General features: G+C 61.4%; 13 protein-coding genes. 7 read left to right on the top strand and 6 right to left on the bottom strand.

Annotation, left to right across the window (positions count from 1 at the left end):
• Positions 1–250: 250 nt before the first annotated feature.
• The 5 genes from Q5H92_RS26055 to Q5H92_RS26035 all read left to right on the top strand — a co-directional run bounded on the left by Q5H92_RS26055 (position 251) and on the right by Q5H92_RS26035 (position 4,743).
• Positions 251–1,297: a DHH family phosphoesterase gene (locus Q5H92_RS26055; protein ID WP_305014512.1), complete on the top strand. Its 1,047-nt coding sequence runs from the start codon at positions 251–253 to the stop codon at positions 1,295–1,297.
• A gap of 38 nt (positions 1,298–1,335) precedes the next feature.
• A complete protein-coding gene (locus tag Q5H92_RS26050; protein ID WP_305014511.1) occupies positions 1,336–2,382 on the top strand; it encodes an FKBP-type peptidyl-prolyl cis-trans isomerase in 1,047 nt (348 codons plus the stop codon).
• A 184-nt stretch (positions 2,383–2,566) separates the two neighbouring features.
• Positions 2,567–3,184, top strand: coding sequence for an FKBP-type peptidyl-prolyl cis-trans isomerase (locus tag Q5H92_RS26045; RefSeq protein WP_305014510.1), 618 nt, complete (start codon positions 2,567–2,569; stop codon positions 3,182–3,184).
• A 10-nt stretch (positions 3,185–3,194) separates the two neighbouring features.
• Positions 3,195–3,707, top strand: a complete 513-nt coding sequence (locus tag Q5H92_RS26040) for an FKBP-type peptidyl-prolyl cis-trans isomerase (RefSeq protein WP_305014509.1) — start codon at positions 3,195–3,197, stop codon at positions 3,705–3,707.
• A gap of 82 nt (positions 3,708–3,789) precedes the next feature.
• Complete coding sequence (locus Q5H92_RS26035; RefSeq protein ID WP_305014508.1) at positions 3,790–4,743, top strand: FKBP-type peptidyl-prolyl cis-trans isomerase; 954 nt, start codon at positions 3,790–3,792, stop codon at positions 4,741–4,743.
• 79 nt (positions 4,744–4,822) lie between these two features.
• On the opposite strand, the gene recO is transcribed toward Q5H92_RS26035, so the two are convergent.
• The 5 genes from recO to Q5H92_RS26010 all read right to left on the bottom strand — a co-directional run bounded on the left by recO (position 4,823) and on the right by Q5H92_RS26010 (position 9,731).
• A complete protein-coding gene (recO, locus tag Q5H92_RS26030) occupies positions 4,823–5,542 on the bottom strand; it encodes a DNA repair protein RecO (protein WP_305014507.1) in 720 nt (239 codons plus the stop codon).
• A gap of 139 nt (positions 5,543–5,681) precedes the next feature.
• Positions 5,682–8,045 carry a type IX secretion system anionic LPS delivery protein PorZ gene (gene porZ / locus Q5H92_RS26025; RefSeq protein WP_305014506.1) on the bottom strand — a complete coding sequence of 788 codons (2,364 nt, stop codon included), beginning with the start codon at positions 8,043–8,045 and terminating at the stop codon, positions 5,682–5,684.
• 98 nt (positions 8,046–8,143) lie between these two features.
• Positions 8,144–8,770: a thymidine kinase gene (locus tag Q5H92_RS26020; protein ID WP_305014505.1), complete on the bottom strand. Its 627-nt coding sequence runs from the start codon at positions 8,768–8,770 to the stop codon at positions 8,144–8,146.
• 120 nt (positions 8,771–8,890) lie between these two features.
• On the bottom strand, positions 8,891–9,409 hold the full coding sequence (locus Q5H92_RS26015; protein ID WP_305014504.1) for a hypothetical protein: 519 nt from the start codon (positions 9,407–9,409) through the stop codon (positions 8,891–8,893).
• Entirely contained in the window at positions 9,399–9,731 is a 333-nt protein-coding gene (locus Q5H92_RS26010; RefSeq protein WP_305014503.1) for a 2Fe-2S iron-sulfur cluster-binding protein, read from the bottom strand. The genes Q5H92_RS26015 and Q5H92_RS26010 overlap by 11 nt, the downstream gene beginning before the upstream one ends.
• A 38-nt stretch (positions 9,732–9,769) precedes the next feature.
• On the opposite strand from Q5H92_RS26010, the gene Q5H92_RS26005 reads away from it, so the two are divergent.
• Positions 9,770–10,981, top strand: coding sequence for a DUF8457 domain-containing protein (locus Q5H92_RS26005; protein WP_305014502.1), 1,212 nt, complete (start codon positions 9,770–9,772; stop codon positions 10,979–10,981).
• A 73-nt stretch (positions 10,982–11,054) separates the two neighbouring features.
• Entirely contained in the window at positions 11,055–12,041 is a 987-nt protein-coding gene (locus Q5H92_RS26000; protein ID WP_305014501.1) for a hypothetical protein, read from the top strand.
• 14 nt (positions 12,042–12,055) lie between these two features.
• On the opposite strand, the gene rodA is transcribed toward Q5H92_RS26000, so the two are convergent.
• Positions 12,056–13,351 carry a rod shape-determining protein RodA gene (gene rodA / locus Q5H92_RS25995; protein WP_305014500.1) on the bottom strand — a complete coding sequence of 432 codons (1,296 nt, stop codon included), beginning with the start codon at positions 13,349–13,351 and terminating at the stop codon, positions 12,056–12,058.
• Between the last annotated feature and the right edge of the window lie 232 nt (positions 13,352–13,583).

Below are 13,583 nucleotides of genomic sequence, written 5' to 3'. Positions count from 1 at the left end.
CATCGGGGCTGGGCAACCTGACCCTTCGACAACCAACGATTCATTTTTGCCACCATTGAAAAGACAATGATGGGTAAAAATGGACCATTTCGTTCGTCCGGTTTGTTGGGGCTCTCGTCCGGTTTGCCAGAACCTTCTGACCGGACTTCACTGTTAAGAAAAGATTTCTTCCGACTTTTGCCGGCCCAATTATTTGTAAGCCACCGGCCCTCAGTTCTTTTTTTCTGACTCCGGGCCATTCACGTTGTCGATGTCTAGTTCAATTTCCGCTCTGCAAGCGTTGCTGGCGCAGCCCAAGCAGATTGTCATCACTACCCACCACAAGCCCGACGCCGACGCGCTGGGCTCGTCGCTGGCCTGGGCCGGCTACCTCAAGCAAAAGGGCCACCACGTGACGGTGGTCACGCCGTCGGACTACCCGGCGTTCCTGAACTGGATGGAGGGCAACGACGAAGTGGTGATATACGACCGCCGCCAGAACGACCGCCAGGTGCGCGACCTCGTGAACCGCGCCGAGGTCATCTGCTGCCTCGATTTCAGCTGCCTGGGCCGCATCAACGAGCTGGGCGAGTACGTGCGCCAGGCTCAGGGCGTGAAGGTGCTCGTCGACCACCACCAGGAGCCCGAGAACTTTGCCGACATCGTTTTCTCGACGCCTTCGGCCGCCGCGACGGCCGAGCTGATTTTCGAAATCATCCGCGACCTGGGCGACCAGGACCTCATCACCAAAGGCATCGGCGAGGCCCTTTACGCGGGCATCATGACCGATACGGGCTCGTTTCGCCACCCCAGCACTTCGCGCAACGTGCACCTCATCATCGCCGAGCTGCTGAAGGTGAACATCGACCTCTCGAAGGTGCACCGGCTCATCTACGACTCGCATTCCGAAATCCGGCTGCGCTTCTTGGGCTTCGTGCTGAAGGACAAGCTGGTGGTGAACCGCGAATTCAACACCGCCTACATCGCCATCACGCAGGCCGAGCTGCGTGAGTACCAGAGCAAAACCGGCGACACCGAAGGCCTCGTGAACTACGCCCTGAGCATTGAGGGCATCAAGTTCGCGGCCGTGTTTATTGACCGCGGCGTGGCCGTTAAAATTTCATTCCGCTCGGTGGGCAGCTTCTCGGTGAGCGACTTTTCGCGCCGTCATTTCGACGGGGGCGGGCACCACAACGCCGCCGGCGGCATCAGCTACGACAACTTGGATGCAACCGTGGAGCGCTTCCTGGGCATCCTGCCCGAGTACAAGGAACAATTAACGGGCGTGCCCGCCGCCGTAGCGCCGCCGGTGGCGTAACTTTGAACCGTTTCTGATTCTTCACTTCTTTTATTTTCATGCGTTTTTCCTCCCGCTCCGCGCGGCAGCTGGCCCTGGCGGCCGGCCTGCTGGGCTTCGCTTCGCTCACGGCTTGTAACAAAGACAGCGGTGAATTTGCCAAAACCAAGTCCGGCATCGAGTACAAGATTTACAAAAAAGTCGGCAACGGCTACGAGCGTCGCAACGACGTGAACGCCGACGGCGACCCCACCTACAAAGACCGCCTCAACAAGGTGATGCTGGGCAACGTGCAGGTGCGCACCGGCAAAGACTCGGTGTGGCAAAACAGCCTGCGCGACGTGGGCATGGCCGTGCCCCTGCCCCTAAAAGAGCTCAAGCAAAAGGGCGCGCCCGACGAGGCCATTGCCCTGCTCCAGCCCGGCGACAGCGGTGTGTTCCGCTTCCAGGCCGACTCGCTGTTCAAGCCCAAAATGGGCCAGCCCGCGCCTCCGTTCATCAAGAAAGGCGGCAACGTGATTGTGATGTACGTGGCCACCACGCCCAAGCTCCTCACCGAAACGGAAGCCCAGGCCCTCCAGCCCGAGTTGCAGAAGCGTTCGATGATGGCCCAGATGAAGAAGCGCATGGCCGACCCTACGTTCCAGAAGCAACTGCAGGCCCAGAAAGATGCCCAGGCCAAAGCCCTGGCCGAGCCCGCCGTGCAAGCCCAGCTGAAAAAGGACGACGCCGTGCTGCAGGAATACATCAAGAAAAACAACCTGACGATGCAGAAAACGCCCTCGGGCATCTACTACCAGGTGCTGAAGCCGGGCACGGGCGCCAAGCCCACCACCGGCCAGATGGTGAGCGTGAACTACAACGGCACGCTGCTCAGCGGCAAGCTGTTCGACTCGTCCGACAAAATGGGCAAGCCGATTGATTTTCCCCTCGGCATGGGCCAGGTGATTCCGGGCTGGGACGAAGGCATTGCCCTGCTCAACAAGGGCAGCAAAGCCATTCTGCTCATCCCTTCGTCGCTGGCCTACGGCACGCGCGGCGCTGGCACCGACATTCCGGCCGACTCGCCCCTGCGCTTCGAGGTGGAACTTGTTGACTTCCAATAATCATTATCAGTATTAAGTAGTCAGTATTGAGTAGTGAGACGAAAATGTAGTTGCGACTGCATTGCACCTCATCCTCTCTCTTGCTACTCAATACTGACTACTTAATACTGATAATTTCCGGCCAACGGGCAACGCGGCACAGCTGCCCGGGCTCCGTTGGCCGGAATCTTTTTTTATCCTTGCCATGAATAATCTTCTGCTCCGTTCGCGCCATTGGGTGCTGGGGGTTTTCCTGCTGCTGGCGGCCCCGGCCCTGTGGAGCTGCAACTCCCAAAGCATCTACCAGAAGCAGCTGACCGAACACGACACCCAAATGCGGGCCATTGACGAGGATACCATTCAGAGCTATCTGAGACGCAACAACCTGCTGAGCAGCGCCACGCGCACCAGCTCGGGCCTGTACCTGGTGCCGATAACCAACGGCACGGGCGCACAGGTGACCAAGGGCGCGCAGGTGCAGCTCAAGTATGTGGGCCGGTTCCTTAGCAACGGCGCCCACCCGGAGTCGTCGGGCTACCCGGCTTCATACGGCAACCCCAAGTTCCCGCAGGGCACTATTTTCGATAACTCAGCCGACAACAAAACCCAATGCGGCTGCGTGGTCTTCACGGGCGGCAGCGGCAATATTCCCGGCTTCAACGAAGGCCTGCTGCTGATGCGCAAGGGCGACCGCAAGCTCCTGCTGGTGCCTTCGCGCCTGGCATATGGTCCGACGGGCTCCCAGAATACCCAAACAGGCGAGATACTCATTCCAACAGACTCGGCGCTGATGTTCGATGTGGAAATTCTCGACGTTTTTTAAGTGAATCAGCATGAGTAACCGGGGCTTTCTGAGCAATTGCGCAGGATTGGGGATGGCGCTGCTGCTGGCAACCACCGCCGCGAGTGCCCAGACCACCGCCAAGCCGGCCGTGCCCATGGCCCCTAGCGCCCCCGTCGAAGGCGCCGACACGACGCACCTCGTCTTCCAGCGCACCCCCAACGGGGTGCGCTACGCGTTTCGGGAGCGGGGCACGGGGCCGCTGGGGGTGCCGGGCAGCCGCGTGGCCGTGCGCTACACGGGCTTCCTGCCCGATGGCCGCGCTTTCGACGCCACCCAGGCCTGGGGCTCGGCGTTTCGCTTTCGGGTGGGGCGGCACGAGGCCATTGCGGGCTGGGACGAGCTGATGCCGCTGGTGCCGGCCGGTTCCCGCCTCCGTGTTCTGATACCGGCGGCCCTAGCCTACGGGGCCAAAGGCGTGCGCCACCCCGACGATGACTCCCGGTTTCTCATTCCGCCGGGCACCGATTTAACCTTCGAGCTCCAAGTGATGAGCGTGCGGTGATATTGCTTTGGAATTGTGGACTGATTCTGTGCTTGCCCCCATTTTCCCTTTAACGGCTGCTTCAGCCTACTTTTCGTTTTTGATGCGTTCTGTTCTGCTTGCGCTGGGCTTCGGCCTGCTTTTCCTCGGCCATTCCGCCGCGGCCCAAACCTCGGGGGGCGAGTTTTCGCGCCTGCCCACGGGCACCGAATACCGGCTTTTCCGCAAAGACGCCAGCGGCCGCTACCAGCCCCGTGCCTTGGCCCCCAGCGACGCGCCCTACGCCAGCCGCGCTGGCCAGATTCTGACGGTTTTCATGGAATTCCGCACCGGGCGCGACTCGGTGGTGATGAAATCGCGGGCCATGCAGCCCACACCGCAGCCGGTGCAGCTGCCTGCCCAGCCCACCCGCGGCGGCCTCGAAGAAGCCCTGGGCCTGTTGCTGCCCGGCGATAGCGCCGTGTTCCGCTTCCAGGCCGATACGGTGTTTGCCAATACATTCCGGCAGGCGGTGCCGCCGTTTCTGCGCAAGAGCGGCAACACGCTGGTAGTGCTGGCCAGCGCCCAGGAACTGGTGAGCATGGCCGAAATGACGGCCCGCCACGAAAAAATGCAGGCCGACATGGCCAAAAAGGAAGCGGCCAACTCGGCGGGCCAGACGGCCAAGGACGTGGCCATCATTCAGGCCTACCTGAAGAAAAACAATGCCACGGCCCGTAAAACTGCCGGTGGCACCTACTACATCATCAAGAAGCTGGGCACCGGCCCCACCCCCAAAAAGGGCCAGACGGTGCGCGTGCTCTACCGCGGCACGGTGCTCACCACGGGCAAGGAGTTCGATTCTTCGGCCAAGCACGGCAACGAGCCCATTGCCTTCCCGCTGGGTGTGGGCCAGGTGATTCCGGGCTGGGACCAGGGCATTGCCATGCTCAACAAGGGCACCAAGGCCGTGCTGCTCATCCCGTCGCCGCTGGCGTATGGCAGCCGCGGCGCCGGGGCCGACATTCCGGCCAACGCCGTGCTCCGTTTCGAAGTTGAGCTGGTGGATTTCCAGTAGAAACAGTTCCGCAACTGTTCAACTCAATCAAAAAAGGCCATGCAGTGCATGGCCTTTTTTGATTCGCTCAAGCAATGGCTTAGTTCAAAACCTGCGACAGAATGTCCAGCGAACGGATTTCGCCCAACTGTTCGATGTGCAGCTGATAGTAGCGAATAAGCACGTTCAGCAGCTCGTGCCGCACACGGCCGTTGGGAATGGTGCTGGTGGCGGGGTCGCGCAGTAGCTCATCAAAATAGCCCTCGAACTCCCGCAGCCGCAGGGTAGCCGGGCCGGTAGCGCCCGGCGCCACCGGCGCGTGGCCGGCCATGATAACCTGGTCGGTCAGCTCACCCCCGCTGCTCACGCCAAAGCCTAGGTACGTGGCCAGTTGCAGCAGGAAAACCAGCGCAAAGTTTTCGGTACCCGTGGTTTGCCGGTCAAAATCCAGAATGGAGTCGTGCAGGAACTGGAACAGCGGCTCGTTCTGCTCTTCCTCGCGCACGGCGCGGCCCACCACTTCGGACAGGAACAGCGCCACGCTGCTTTTCTGCACCTCGTAGGGCAGGCTCTGGAACGGCTCGGCGCACCGGAATTCCGATAGCCGGGTGAGGCCGCTACTGCCCCGCGCCACGTAAGCCACCAATTCGAGCAGGGTGAAGGGCTGAAACAGGGCAATGCGCCCAGGCGGCTTGGCTTTGCGCACGCCGTTCACCACATAGGTTTGCACGCCCAGCCGCTCGGTGTAGACGCGCGCAATGATGCTGGTTTCGCGGTATTTGAGGTAGCTGAGGACGATGCCTCGTGTCTTGATTAGCATATGTCTTTAATGTGAAAATGTGCAGAATGTGAGAAGGACGAAAGTGTTGCTAACCTTCGCAGCAGGCTGTTGCGCCTGCCTACGTTTAGGTTTTACCTCGCATCCACTCTCACATTATTCACATCAGCACATTCTTCCATTATTTACTGAGTACGGCCACTTTGCTCACGCAGCCATTTTTGCCATCGGCGTCGGTCGACAGCACCAGGTAAACGCCGGAGCGCACCCGCTCGCCGTTGGGATTGGTCATGTTCCAGGTCACGGTGCCGCCGTTAGCCGTGGTGGCATACACGAGGTGGCCCGCCACGTCGGTGATTTTGACCAGCGCATTGTTGGTGAGGCCGGTGATGCCCACGGTGCCCGCAAAATCGGGCCGCACGGGGTTGGGGAATACGGCCGTGCAATTGGGCGAGCCTTCCGTGACGGTGGCCGAGCCGCGGTAGGCTACCACGCCGGCTTCGGTGGCCACCCACACTTCGCCGGTTTTGTCGTTCACCTTCACGTCCACAATGCGGTCGGACGGCAGGGGGCTGTTGGCGGTGGTGAAATGGAGCAGGGCCTCGGTGGCGTCGGCGTTGAAGAGCCACAGGCCCCGGTCGGTGCCGAACCACTTGCGGTCGGCGCCGTCCACGGCCATGCAGCGCACGGCCTCGCTATACAGGGCATTGTAGCCGGTGCCCTCCCCTTTTGTCACGAAAGGCTGGGTGAAGCCCTGATTGGTAGCAAATGGCCCCTCCGGCTCGCGGAAATAGGCCACCCCTTTGATGGTAGCGGCCCAGATGTAGCCGCGCCGGTCTTTGGCCAGTTCGTAAATCTGGTTATCGGGCAGGCCCGAGGAGGTGTTGAAGAGGCGCGGCGGGTTGGCGCCGGTGGCGTCGACGGCGTAGAGGCCGATGGCGGGCCCACCCACGCTGCTGGCGTCGGTTTTGCGCGACACCGAAACCCATGGGTTGCCGAGGTCGTCCAGGGCAATGCGTTCCAGCACATCAAAACCAAACGTGAACGGAATCGGCTGCCAGGTCGTGGCCGCGGGGTCGAAGAGGAACAAGCCGGAATTGCCCGCCTGCAAATGCCGGTTCACCACCCACACTTTGCCTTCGGGCGTGGCCGCCAGGTCGGTTACGTCTGTCCGGTTCGCGTCGCCATTGGTGCTTAGCAAGGGGGTGCCGACGGGCGTGCCCGACCTGAAAACCCGGAAGCTACTGGCGCCTTTCCACTCCAGCAGCCCGCCGCCAAAATGGCCCACGTACAGCGTGCCATCGGGCGTGCGCGCGCCCCGCACGGGCCGGGCCGGGTTGGGGTAAGCGCTGCTAGGCAGCGTTTGGGACGTTATGTTGGTCCATTGGCCATTGAAGAACTCATAGAAGCCGCCCTTGGTATCGTTCGGACCATACCGCTCGGCGTAGCCGCCCGAAAACACATCGACCTTATTGGAGCGGGCATCGGCCAGAATGCTGAAGGAAGCAGTGTTTTGAGGCCCATTGGCCTGAAAATACTCCGGTGTTTTGCCCGCCCCGGGCGCTACCCGCGACAGCCCGTTCGCCAGGTTGGCAACGTAGTAGTAGCCATCGCGCGAACGCACTGCATCCTGGGTAGACGTGCCTGGGATGGGTGGCACCTCGGTGGTGACCACGCCCGTGCTCCGGTTGAGGCGCCGCACCCCATAGTCGTCATCCATCATAATCAAGCCCGCCCCGGTGCCCCGCAGGCTCCGGAACTGGCCCGTGTAGGTGCCGGGCACCTGCTGCCACGGCGTAGGGCTGCCCGCTACAAACTTGTACACATGATTGCCCCCGCTTCCGACAGCCGCGTAAACCTGGCCGCCGTCTACGGCCAAAAAACGGTAGACAATCTGCTGCGTGCTGGTGGGCACCGGCAGGTAGAGCGTCCAGTTGCGGTAGTCGAGCAGGTTTTGCGACAGCGACCCGCGCAGCAAGCCCACCGACGTGGCCGCAAACAGAAAGCCGTTGGCCGCCGCCGCGTCGTACACATTGACCACGGTGCCGCCCGGCCCGATGTTGGAGTACGTGTCGCTGATTTCCAGCTTGGTCAGGTCCAGGGCCACCAAGCCAAAGCTGGTGCTGATGTAGGCTTTTCCTGCTCCTATCGACACCCGGTTGACGGGGTTGTTGCCGGCCTGAATGGCCCCCTGCGACACCTTGCGGAGCACATCGTTGATGTTGCGCACCTTGCCGTTGGGCTGCAGCACGTCGATGTTGGTATCGTTGTAGGCCAGCACCGTTTGCCGCGTCACCGAATCATACGCCAAGGCGGTCACGCCCACCCCGTTGAGGCCGTCGCGGCGCGAAAGCACCTGGGTGGTGTTCTGTTGCTTATCCAAAAAATAAAACGCTCGCTGCTCCGTGGCCACGTATATCCGGTCGCCGGTATCGGCCAGGCGCACGGGGCCGTTAGTGGGCAAATGCAGCTGCCAGTCGCCGTAGCCCACGCCTTGAGCGCGGACCGAGCCACTCAGTAAAAACAGCCCGGTGAGGCCAAGCAAACAACGGAAAAAATGGGTCATACGCGCAGCAGAACTCGAATGTAAAAACCGAAGCGGTGGGCCGGCTTCTTCCCAACGCCAACGCCGGGCCCGCCGATTTAGTGCGCGGCCGTGGAGCGCACCTCCTGGGCCGGCCGGCCCACCTGCATGCCGCCCAGAAAGCAGGGCCGGCACCGCGCCTCGTACGAGTCGGTTTCGCCGAGCAGCACCTGGCTTTCGCTGGCCACAATGCGGTAGGAATACGAAGCAATTTCGCCGCAGCACACGCACACGGCGTGTACTTTAGTTACGAATTCGGCCGTGGCCAGCAGGGCCGGCATGGGGCCAAAGGGGCGGCCGAGGTAGTCCATATCGAGCCCGGCCACGATGACGCGGGTGCCGTTGTTGGCCAGCTGCTCGCACACGTCCACCAGCGAGTCGTCAAAGAACTGGCCTTCGTCGATGCCCACCACGTCGGAGCCGGCGGCCAGGAGCAGGATTTCGGAGGGCACGGCCACCGGCGTGGAGCGGATGCGGGCGGCGTTGTGGCTCACCACGTCTTCGGCGTGGTAGCGGGTGTCGAGGGCGGGCTTGAAGATTTCGACCTGCTGCCGCGCAATGCGGGCGCGGGTGAGGCGGCGAATCAGCTCTTCGGTTTTGCCCGAGAACATGGAGCCGCACACCACTTCAATCCAGCCCCGGCGGGGGGCATTGTGGCGGTTGCCAACGCGGGGTTCAATAAACACAAGCGGAGAAAAACAAGTGAGCGAACGGGGCAACATTCCCCGTACGGAACCTCTAAAGTACGCCCCGCGCCGGCTTGGCTCAAGCCCAAAACCAATTCTTTTGGGGCCGGTTACTCGCACTCAGGCCCTTGCGGCCGGCGGGTTTATTTTGTGGACGCTGACAAAGTCTTCGGTGGCCGAGTACACCACTTCCACCGTGTCGCCCTTTTGAATAGCCTTAAAAACCGCCTCGGGCACGCCCACGCGGTGCGTGTCGTCGGGCGGCAGCTCCAGCCAGGCCGAGCCCAGCAGCTGCTGTTTGCCGCGTACCACAAACTGCCCAACCCGCCGGTAGCCCAGCCGCTGGTTTTTCAGGGGCTTGCCAATGTATTCGTAGCCCGCCGCCACGGCCAGCAGCAGCGCAATCAGGCTGCACGGCAGCAGTTGCACCAGGTATTCTTCCATAGTAGCGGGCAGGTGAGTTCCCAAGCGGTGCGACGGCACAAATGGCCCCAGCAGCGCCACTACCACCGCCCCCATTATCAGCAGAGTCACCCGTTTGGCAACCTGGCTCAGGCTGAGGCTCGCGGTGCGATATGGCCGCTTTTGATAGAGGTGCCAATGCCGGGTGGTGGGCTTGATGCGCAGGCTATTGGCCATCGGCGAGGTAGCGCACGTGCGGCAGTTGGGTGGCTTCGGGCACGCGGGCCGTTACCTCCCCGGCCGGCAGCCGCGTTTGGCAGGTGAGCCGCTCGTGGGGCAGTAGCCGGCCGGCGGTACGGTAGCGCAGCTCAGCGTCGGTGGGCGGCGTCAGGTTTTCGAGGCCGCTGCTCACTTGCAGGCGGCAGGTGGTGCAACGGCCTTTGGCCCCGCAGGCGTGCATCCAGTCGTGGCCGGCGGCTTGCAGGGCGGCCAGCAAAGTGGCGCCGGGGGGCACCTCTACGGGTGCGCCGGGCAAGTTTTCAATCGTTAAGAGGGGCATTTGTGCCTAACTTCGGCCACCGAAACCCGGCCTTTCTAATGAACGACAAATATAGCCTTGCCAAGTGCGCCCAATACGGCCGCCGCCTGGCCGCCCGGCTCTGCGACCAGTATTTTACTGCTGCCTCCACGCCGCCGCTCGATGGCGCGGCCGTGCTCAAATTCACGCCCGTGCGCCAGCTCAACCTGCTGGTGGTGCGCCAGCTGCTGGGCCAATGGCAAGCCGAAACGGCCCGTCTGCGCAGCCCTTATTTCGATTTTGAAGCTGCTCCCGTGCAAGCGGCCCTCACGCAGTTCATGAACGTGCTGTCGCGCCACATTAGCCTCGGCCGCGCCGCCTACGAGCCGCTCCTGGCCCAGGCCGCTGCCGATACCCTCGGTCTGGTGGCCGACCCGGCCGACAGCTTCCAACGGCTCCTGCTGGGCACCACGGAACACCCCACGCTCGCCGGCCTGCGCGAAAGTCTGCGCTACATCGACGTGGATAAGCCCTTCTACGCCGGCTTTCTCGACAGCCTGCCCGACAGCAAAGACCTTAGCCGCGACTTCCTCACGCACCGCTTCGAGCTCTACCACGCGGCCAACTACAAGGCCCACCAGCCCATGCAGCGCCTCGTGGCCGAGCTCAGCGCTCTGCTGCCCCTCACCACGGCCGACCTGCTCGAAGACGGCCCAGTTTCGGTTGCTAACGCTACTCCGGCTCCTCCCGCACCTGTTGCTGTTCCTACCCAAGCTGCGCCCGCGGTTGCGGCACCACCGGTTGCCAGTGCCGCGCCACCCGTTCCCGAGCCGACAGTCATAGCGCCGCCAACTTTCGTAGCTGCTCCGGCGCCCGCGCCGCGCCAGCCACCGGTACCCGCCGCGCCGGCTCCTGCCCGGCCCCTGCCCAATACCGATGCCGTGAGTGTGCCCCTGCACGAAAAGTTGCGCGCCGGCCAGCCCAACGCGGCCCCCTTAGCCGAAACCCTGCGCGCCAACGCCACGATGCCCTCCCTGGCCGAACGACCTGGCCCCAAAGTCGAAACCCTGCGCGAAGCCATTTCCATCAACCAACGCTTTAGCTTCATCAACGAGCTGTTTAACGGCGAAAACATGGACTACCACGCCGCCATTCAGCACCTCGACTCCTTGCCATCGGCCGAAGCCGCCCGCGCCTACATCACCGGCGATTTGTCGCAGCGCTATGACTGGAGCCGTAAAGAAGAGCACGTCAACAAGCTGCTGAAGCTCATCGAGCGCAAATTTGCTTAGCACCGCTCCTACATCGGCGCCCCCCCTACTGGGCCCCCGGCTACGGCGGTGGCTGCTGCCGTGGCTACTGGCAGTGGCCGCCCTGGCCAACCTGGCCTACCCGATGTATGTCCACTACGATTTCTCCCACTCGTCCGACACCCGCAGCTACCTGCGTATGGCCGCCGGCCGTTTCGACAGCGCCCGTATCACCCACCGCTACCGCGTGCTGGTTCCCGCCGCCGCCGCTGTCATATCCAAGCCAATAGCCCAGGTCTACGGCCGGGTGTGGCCCCAGCGCCCCGCCGGATTATGGCCGCTGCGCTTCGCCTTTTACCTGGTCAATTGCCTGTTGCTGGCCGCCGCCGGCGCCTGCTGGTTCAATGCCGCCCGCCAGGCAGGCGCGTCACCCGAAGCCGCCGCCCTGGCCATGTTAGCCGTCCTCACCAGCCGCTGGGCGGTTTACGGAGCCGGCCTGCCTCTCACCGACAGCCTATACCTGTTGGTAGTGAGCTGGGGCTACTACGCCATCCGACGGGGCGCTGGCGGCGGTTGGCCCCTGGTACTGGCCCTCCTTTTTGGGCCTTTGGCGAAAGAGTCTTTCGTATTTCTGTTGCCGTGGCTGATTTGGTTCAGTCGCCCTATCCTGCCATGGCCCCGGCAGCTACTGGCCCTGGCGCTGGGACTGGCCGCGCTCCTGTCAGTGCATTGGTGGGTCGATGCCCGTCTTGGAGCCGCTGCCGACCAATCCGTTTCGAACGCCTTTGAGCATTTCCACAACATCATCTATTCCCTCCGCCGCGTCGCCTCTCCCAAGGGCCTGGGAGAACTCCTCAGCATTTTCGGCTTCCTCGCCCTGATTCCCCCACTCGCATTCTGGCTGCAGCGGCGAAATCGCATCATACCCCAACCATCAGTTTTCGCGGCCCTTGGGTTTCCTGAATTAGGATTGGCCGCTGTTGTTGCCATCCACATGCTCCTCTCCGGCGACCTTGGCCGCATGGGCTACCTTTTTGCCCCGGCTTTCTGCGCGCTCTTGGCGTTGTCTTTCACCCACTGGCGCCGTCTTGCTACTGCTTAGCTGCTTATTCCGCGTCAGCGCACCAGGTCCTGCTTCCGGTAAGCATCAATGGCCAGTAGGCTAAACAGCAAAATAGTAAACGACCACAACGACGACCCGCCATAGCTGAAGAACGGCAGCGGAATGCCCACCACCGGCGCCAGCCCAATGGTCATGCCTACGTTCACCGTCACGTGCAAAAAGAGCACACTGGCCACGCAATAGCCATACGTGCGCCCAAACACCGATTTCTGCCGCTCTGCCACGTAAACAATGCGCCAAAGCAAGGTCAGGTACAACCCCAGAATCACTAGGCTGCCCAACCAGCCAAACTCCTCCCCTACCGTACAGAAAATAAAATCCGTGCTCTGTTCCGGCACAAAATCAAATTTGGTTTGAGTACCCTGCAAAAACCCCTTCCCCACCAGTCCGCCCGACCCAATAGCAATTTTGCTCTGTGTCACATTCCAGCCTTTTCCCAAAGGGTCAGCCGAAGGATTAATTAATATCTCAATCCGCTGCCGCTGGTGCGGCTGCAATACTTTATTATAGAAGAAGTCCATCCCCACCACCATCCCAATCACCACCAGCCACACGCCCACTGCCAACGGCAAATGGTGCCGTAGCACCCGCCGGTTCAAAGCCAATACCGTCACCAGTATAAGTGTAACCGCCACCATCAGCCACACCTTCGGCACCAGCAATGCAGCGAGGAGAATAATTCCAGCTGCTGCCATCAGCAACAATATCAACGGCGACATGCCCTCCCGGAAATAGGCCAGCAGCAAGGCCCCAAACACCAGCGCCTGCCCCGATTCATTAGAGGCAACAATAAGCAGAGGGGGCAGGAGCGTAATTCCAGCCAGCACCAGTTGGTCACGCCAGTCCTGATAGCGCAGGTTAATGCTTGACATGAAGCGGGAAGCCGCCAGCGCAGTCGTAAACTTCGCAAACTCGGCCGGTTGCAACCGAACCGGCCCCAGCTCCAGCCACGAACGCGACCCCGCAATCGGTCGGGCCACCAACATCGTCACAATCAAAAGCAGAATCATTCCCCCGTACAAGGCATACGCCAGCGTGTCGTAAGCCTTGTAATCCACAACCAGCAAAACCACTACTAACACCACGGCAGTCGCAATCCACAGCAACTGCTTAAACCAGTTAAACGCCATCAGCTTGTCAAAACTCAAGCTAGTTAATGGATTTGCAGGAGCATCCGGTGAATAGCTAGACGCATAAATACAAACCCATCCAATACCAACCAGTCCCACATACAGCAGCACCGTCAGCCAATCAATACTGCGACTATAACGTGCTGGTGAAACTTGCACAATGCGCGTGTTTTAAAATCTTCCGACAAAAATACTGTCTATCGAATACTTCGAGAATTAATCGAAACACCTATTCAATCCCTTCATTATCAACTATTACAAAAGCAAAATGCCCCAACCTGCTGGTGAAAGCGGGATGGGGCATTCCTGTTGAAAAGGTTGGCGGCGACCGACTCTCCCACCGGTGAAGGCAGTACCATAGGCGCACCGGGGCTTAACGGCTCTGTTCGGA

The sequence above is a fragment of the Hymenobacter mellowenesis genome, from assembly GCF_030581005.1.
Classification (GTDB): domain Bacteria; phylum Bacteroidota; class Bacteroidia; order Cytophagales; family Hymenobacteraceae; genus Hymenobacter; species Hymenobacter mellowenesis.
Note: the sequence above shows the minus strand (reverse complement) of the source record. Positions and strands in the feature narration are given on the sequence as shown.

Excerpts from the sequence above, each read along its gene's own strand:
- Q5H92_RS26055 (WP_305014512.1), top strand. The coding sequence starts at position 251 with ATGTCTAGTTCAATTTCCGCTCTGCAAGCGTTGCTGGCGCAGCCCAAG.
- Q5H92_RS26050 (WP_305014511.1), top strand. The coding sequence starts at position 1,336 with ATGCGTTTTTCCTCCCGCTCCGCGCGGCAGCTGGCCCTGGCGGCCGGC.
- Q5H92_RS26045 (WP_305014510.1), top strand. The coding sequence starts at position 2,567 with ATGAATAATCTTCTGCTCCGTTCGCGCCATTGGGTGCTGGGGGTTTTC.
- Q5H92_RS26040 (WP_305014509.1), top strand. The coding sequence starts at position 3,195 with ATGAGTAACCGGGGCTTTCTGAGCAATTGCGCAGGATTGGGGATGGCG.
- Q5H92_RS26035 (WP_305014508.1), top strand. The coding sequence starts at position 3,790 with ATGCGTTCTGTTCTGCTTGCGCTGGGCTTCGGCCTGCTTTTCCTCGGC.
- recO (WP_305014507.1), bottom strand. The coding sequence starts at position 5,542 with ATGCTAATCAAGACACGAGGCATCGTCCTCAGCTACCTCAAATACCGC.
- Q5H92_RS26015 (WP_305014504.1), bottom strand. The coding sequence starts at position 9,409 with ATGGCCAATAGCCTGCGCATCAAGCCCACCACCCGGCATTGGCACCTC.
- Q5H92_RS26010 (WP_305014503.1), bottom strand. The coding sequence starts at position 9,731 with ATGCCCCTCTTAACGATTGAAAACTTGCCCGGCGCACCCGTAGAGGTG.
- Q5H92_RS26005 (WP_305014502.1), top strand. The coding sequence starts at position 9,770 with ATGAACGACAAATATAGCCTTGCCAAGTGCGCCCAATACGGCCGCCGC.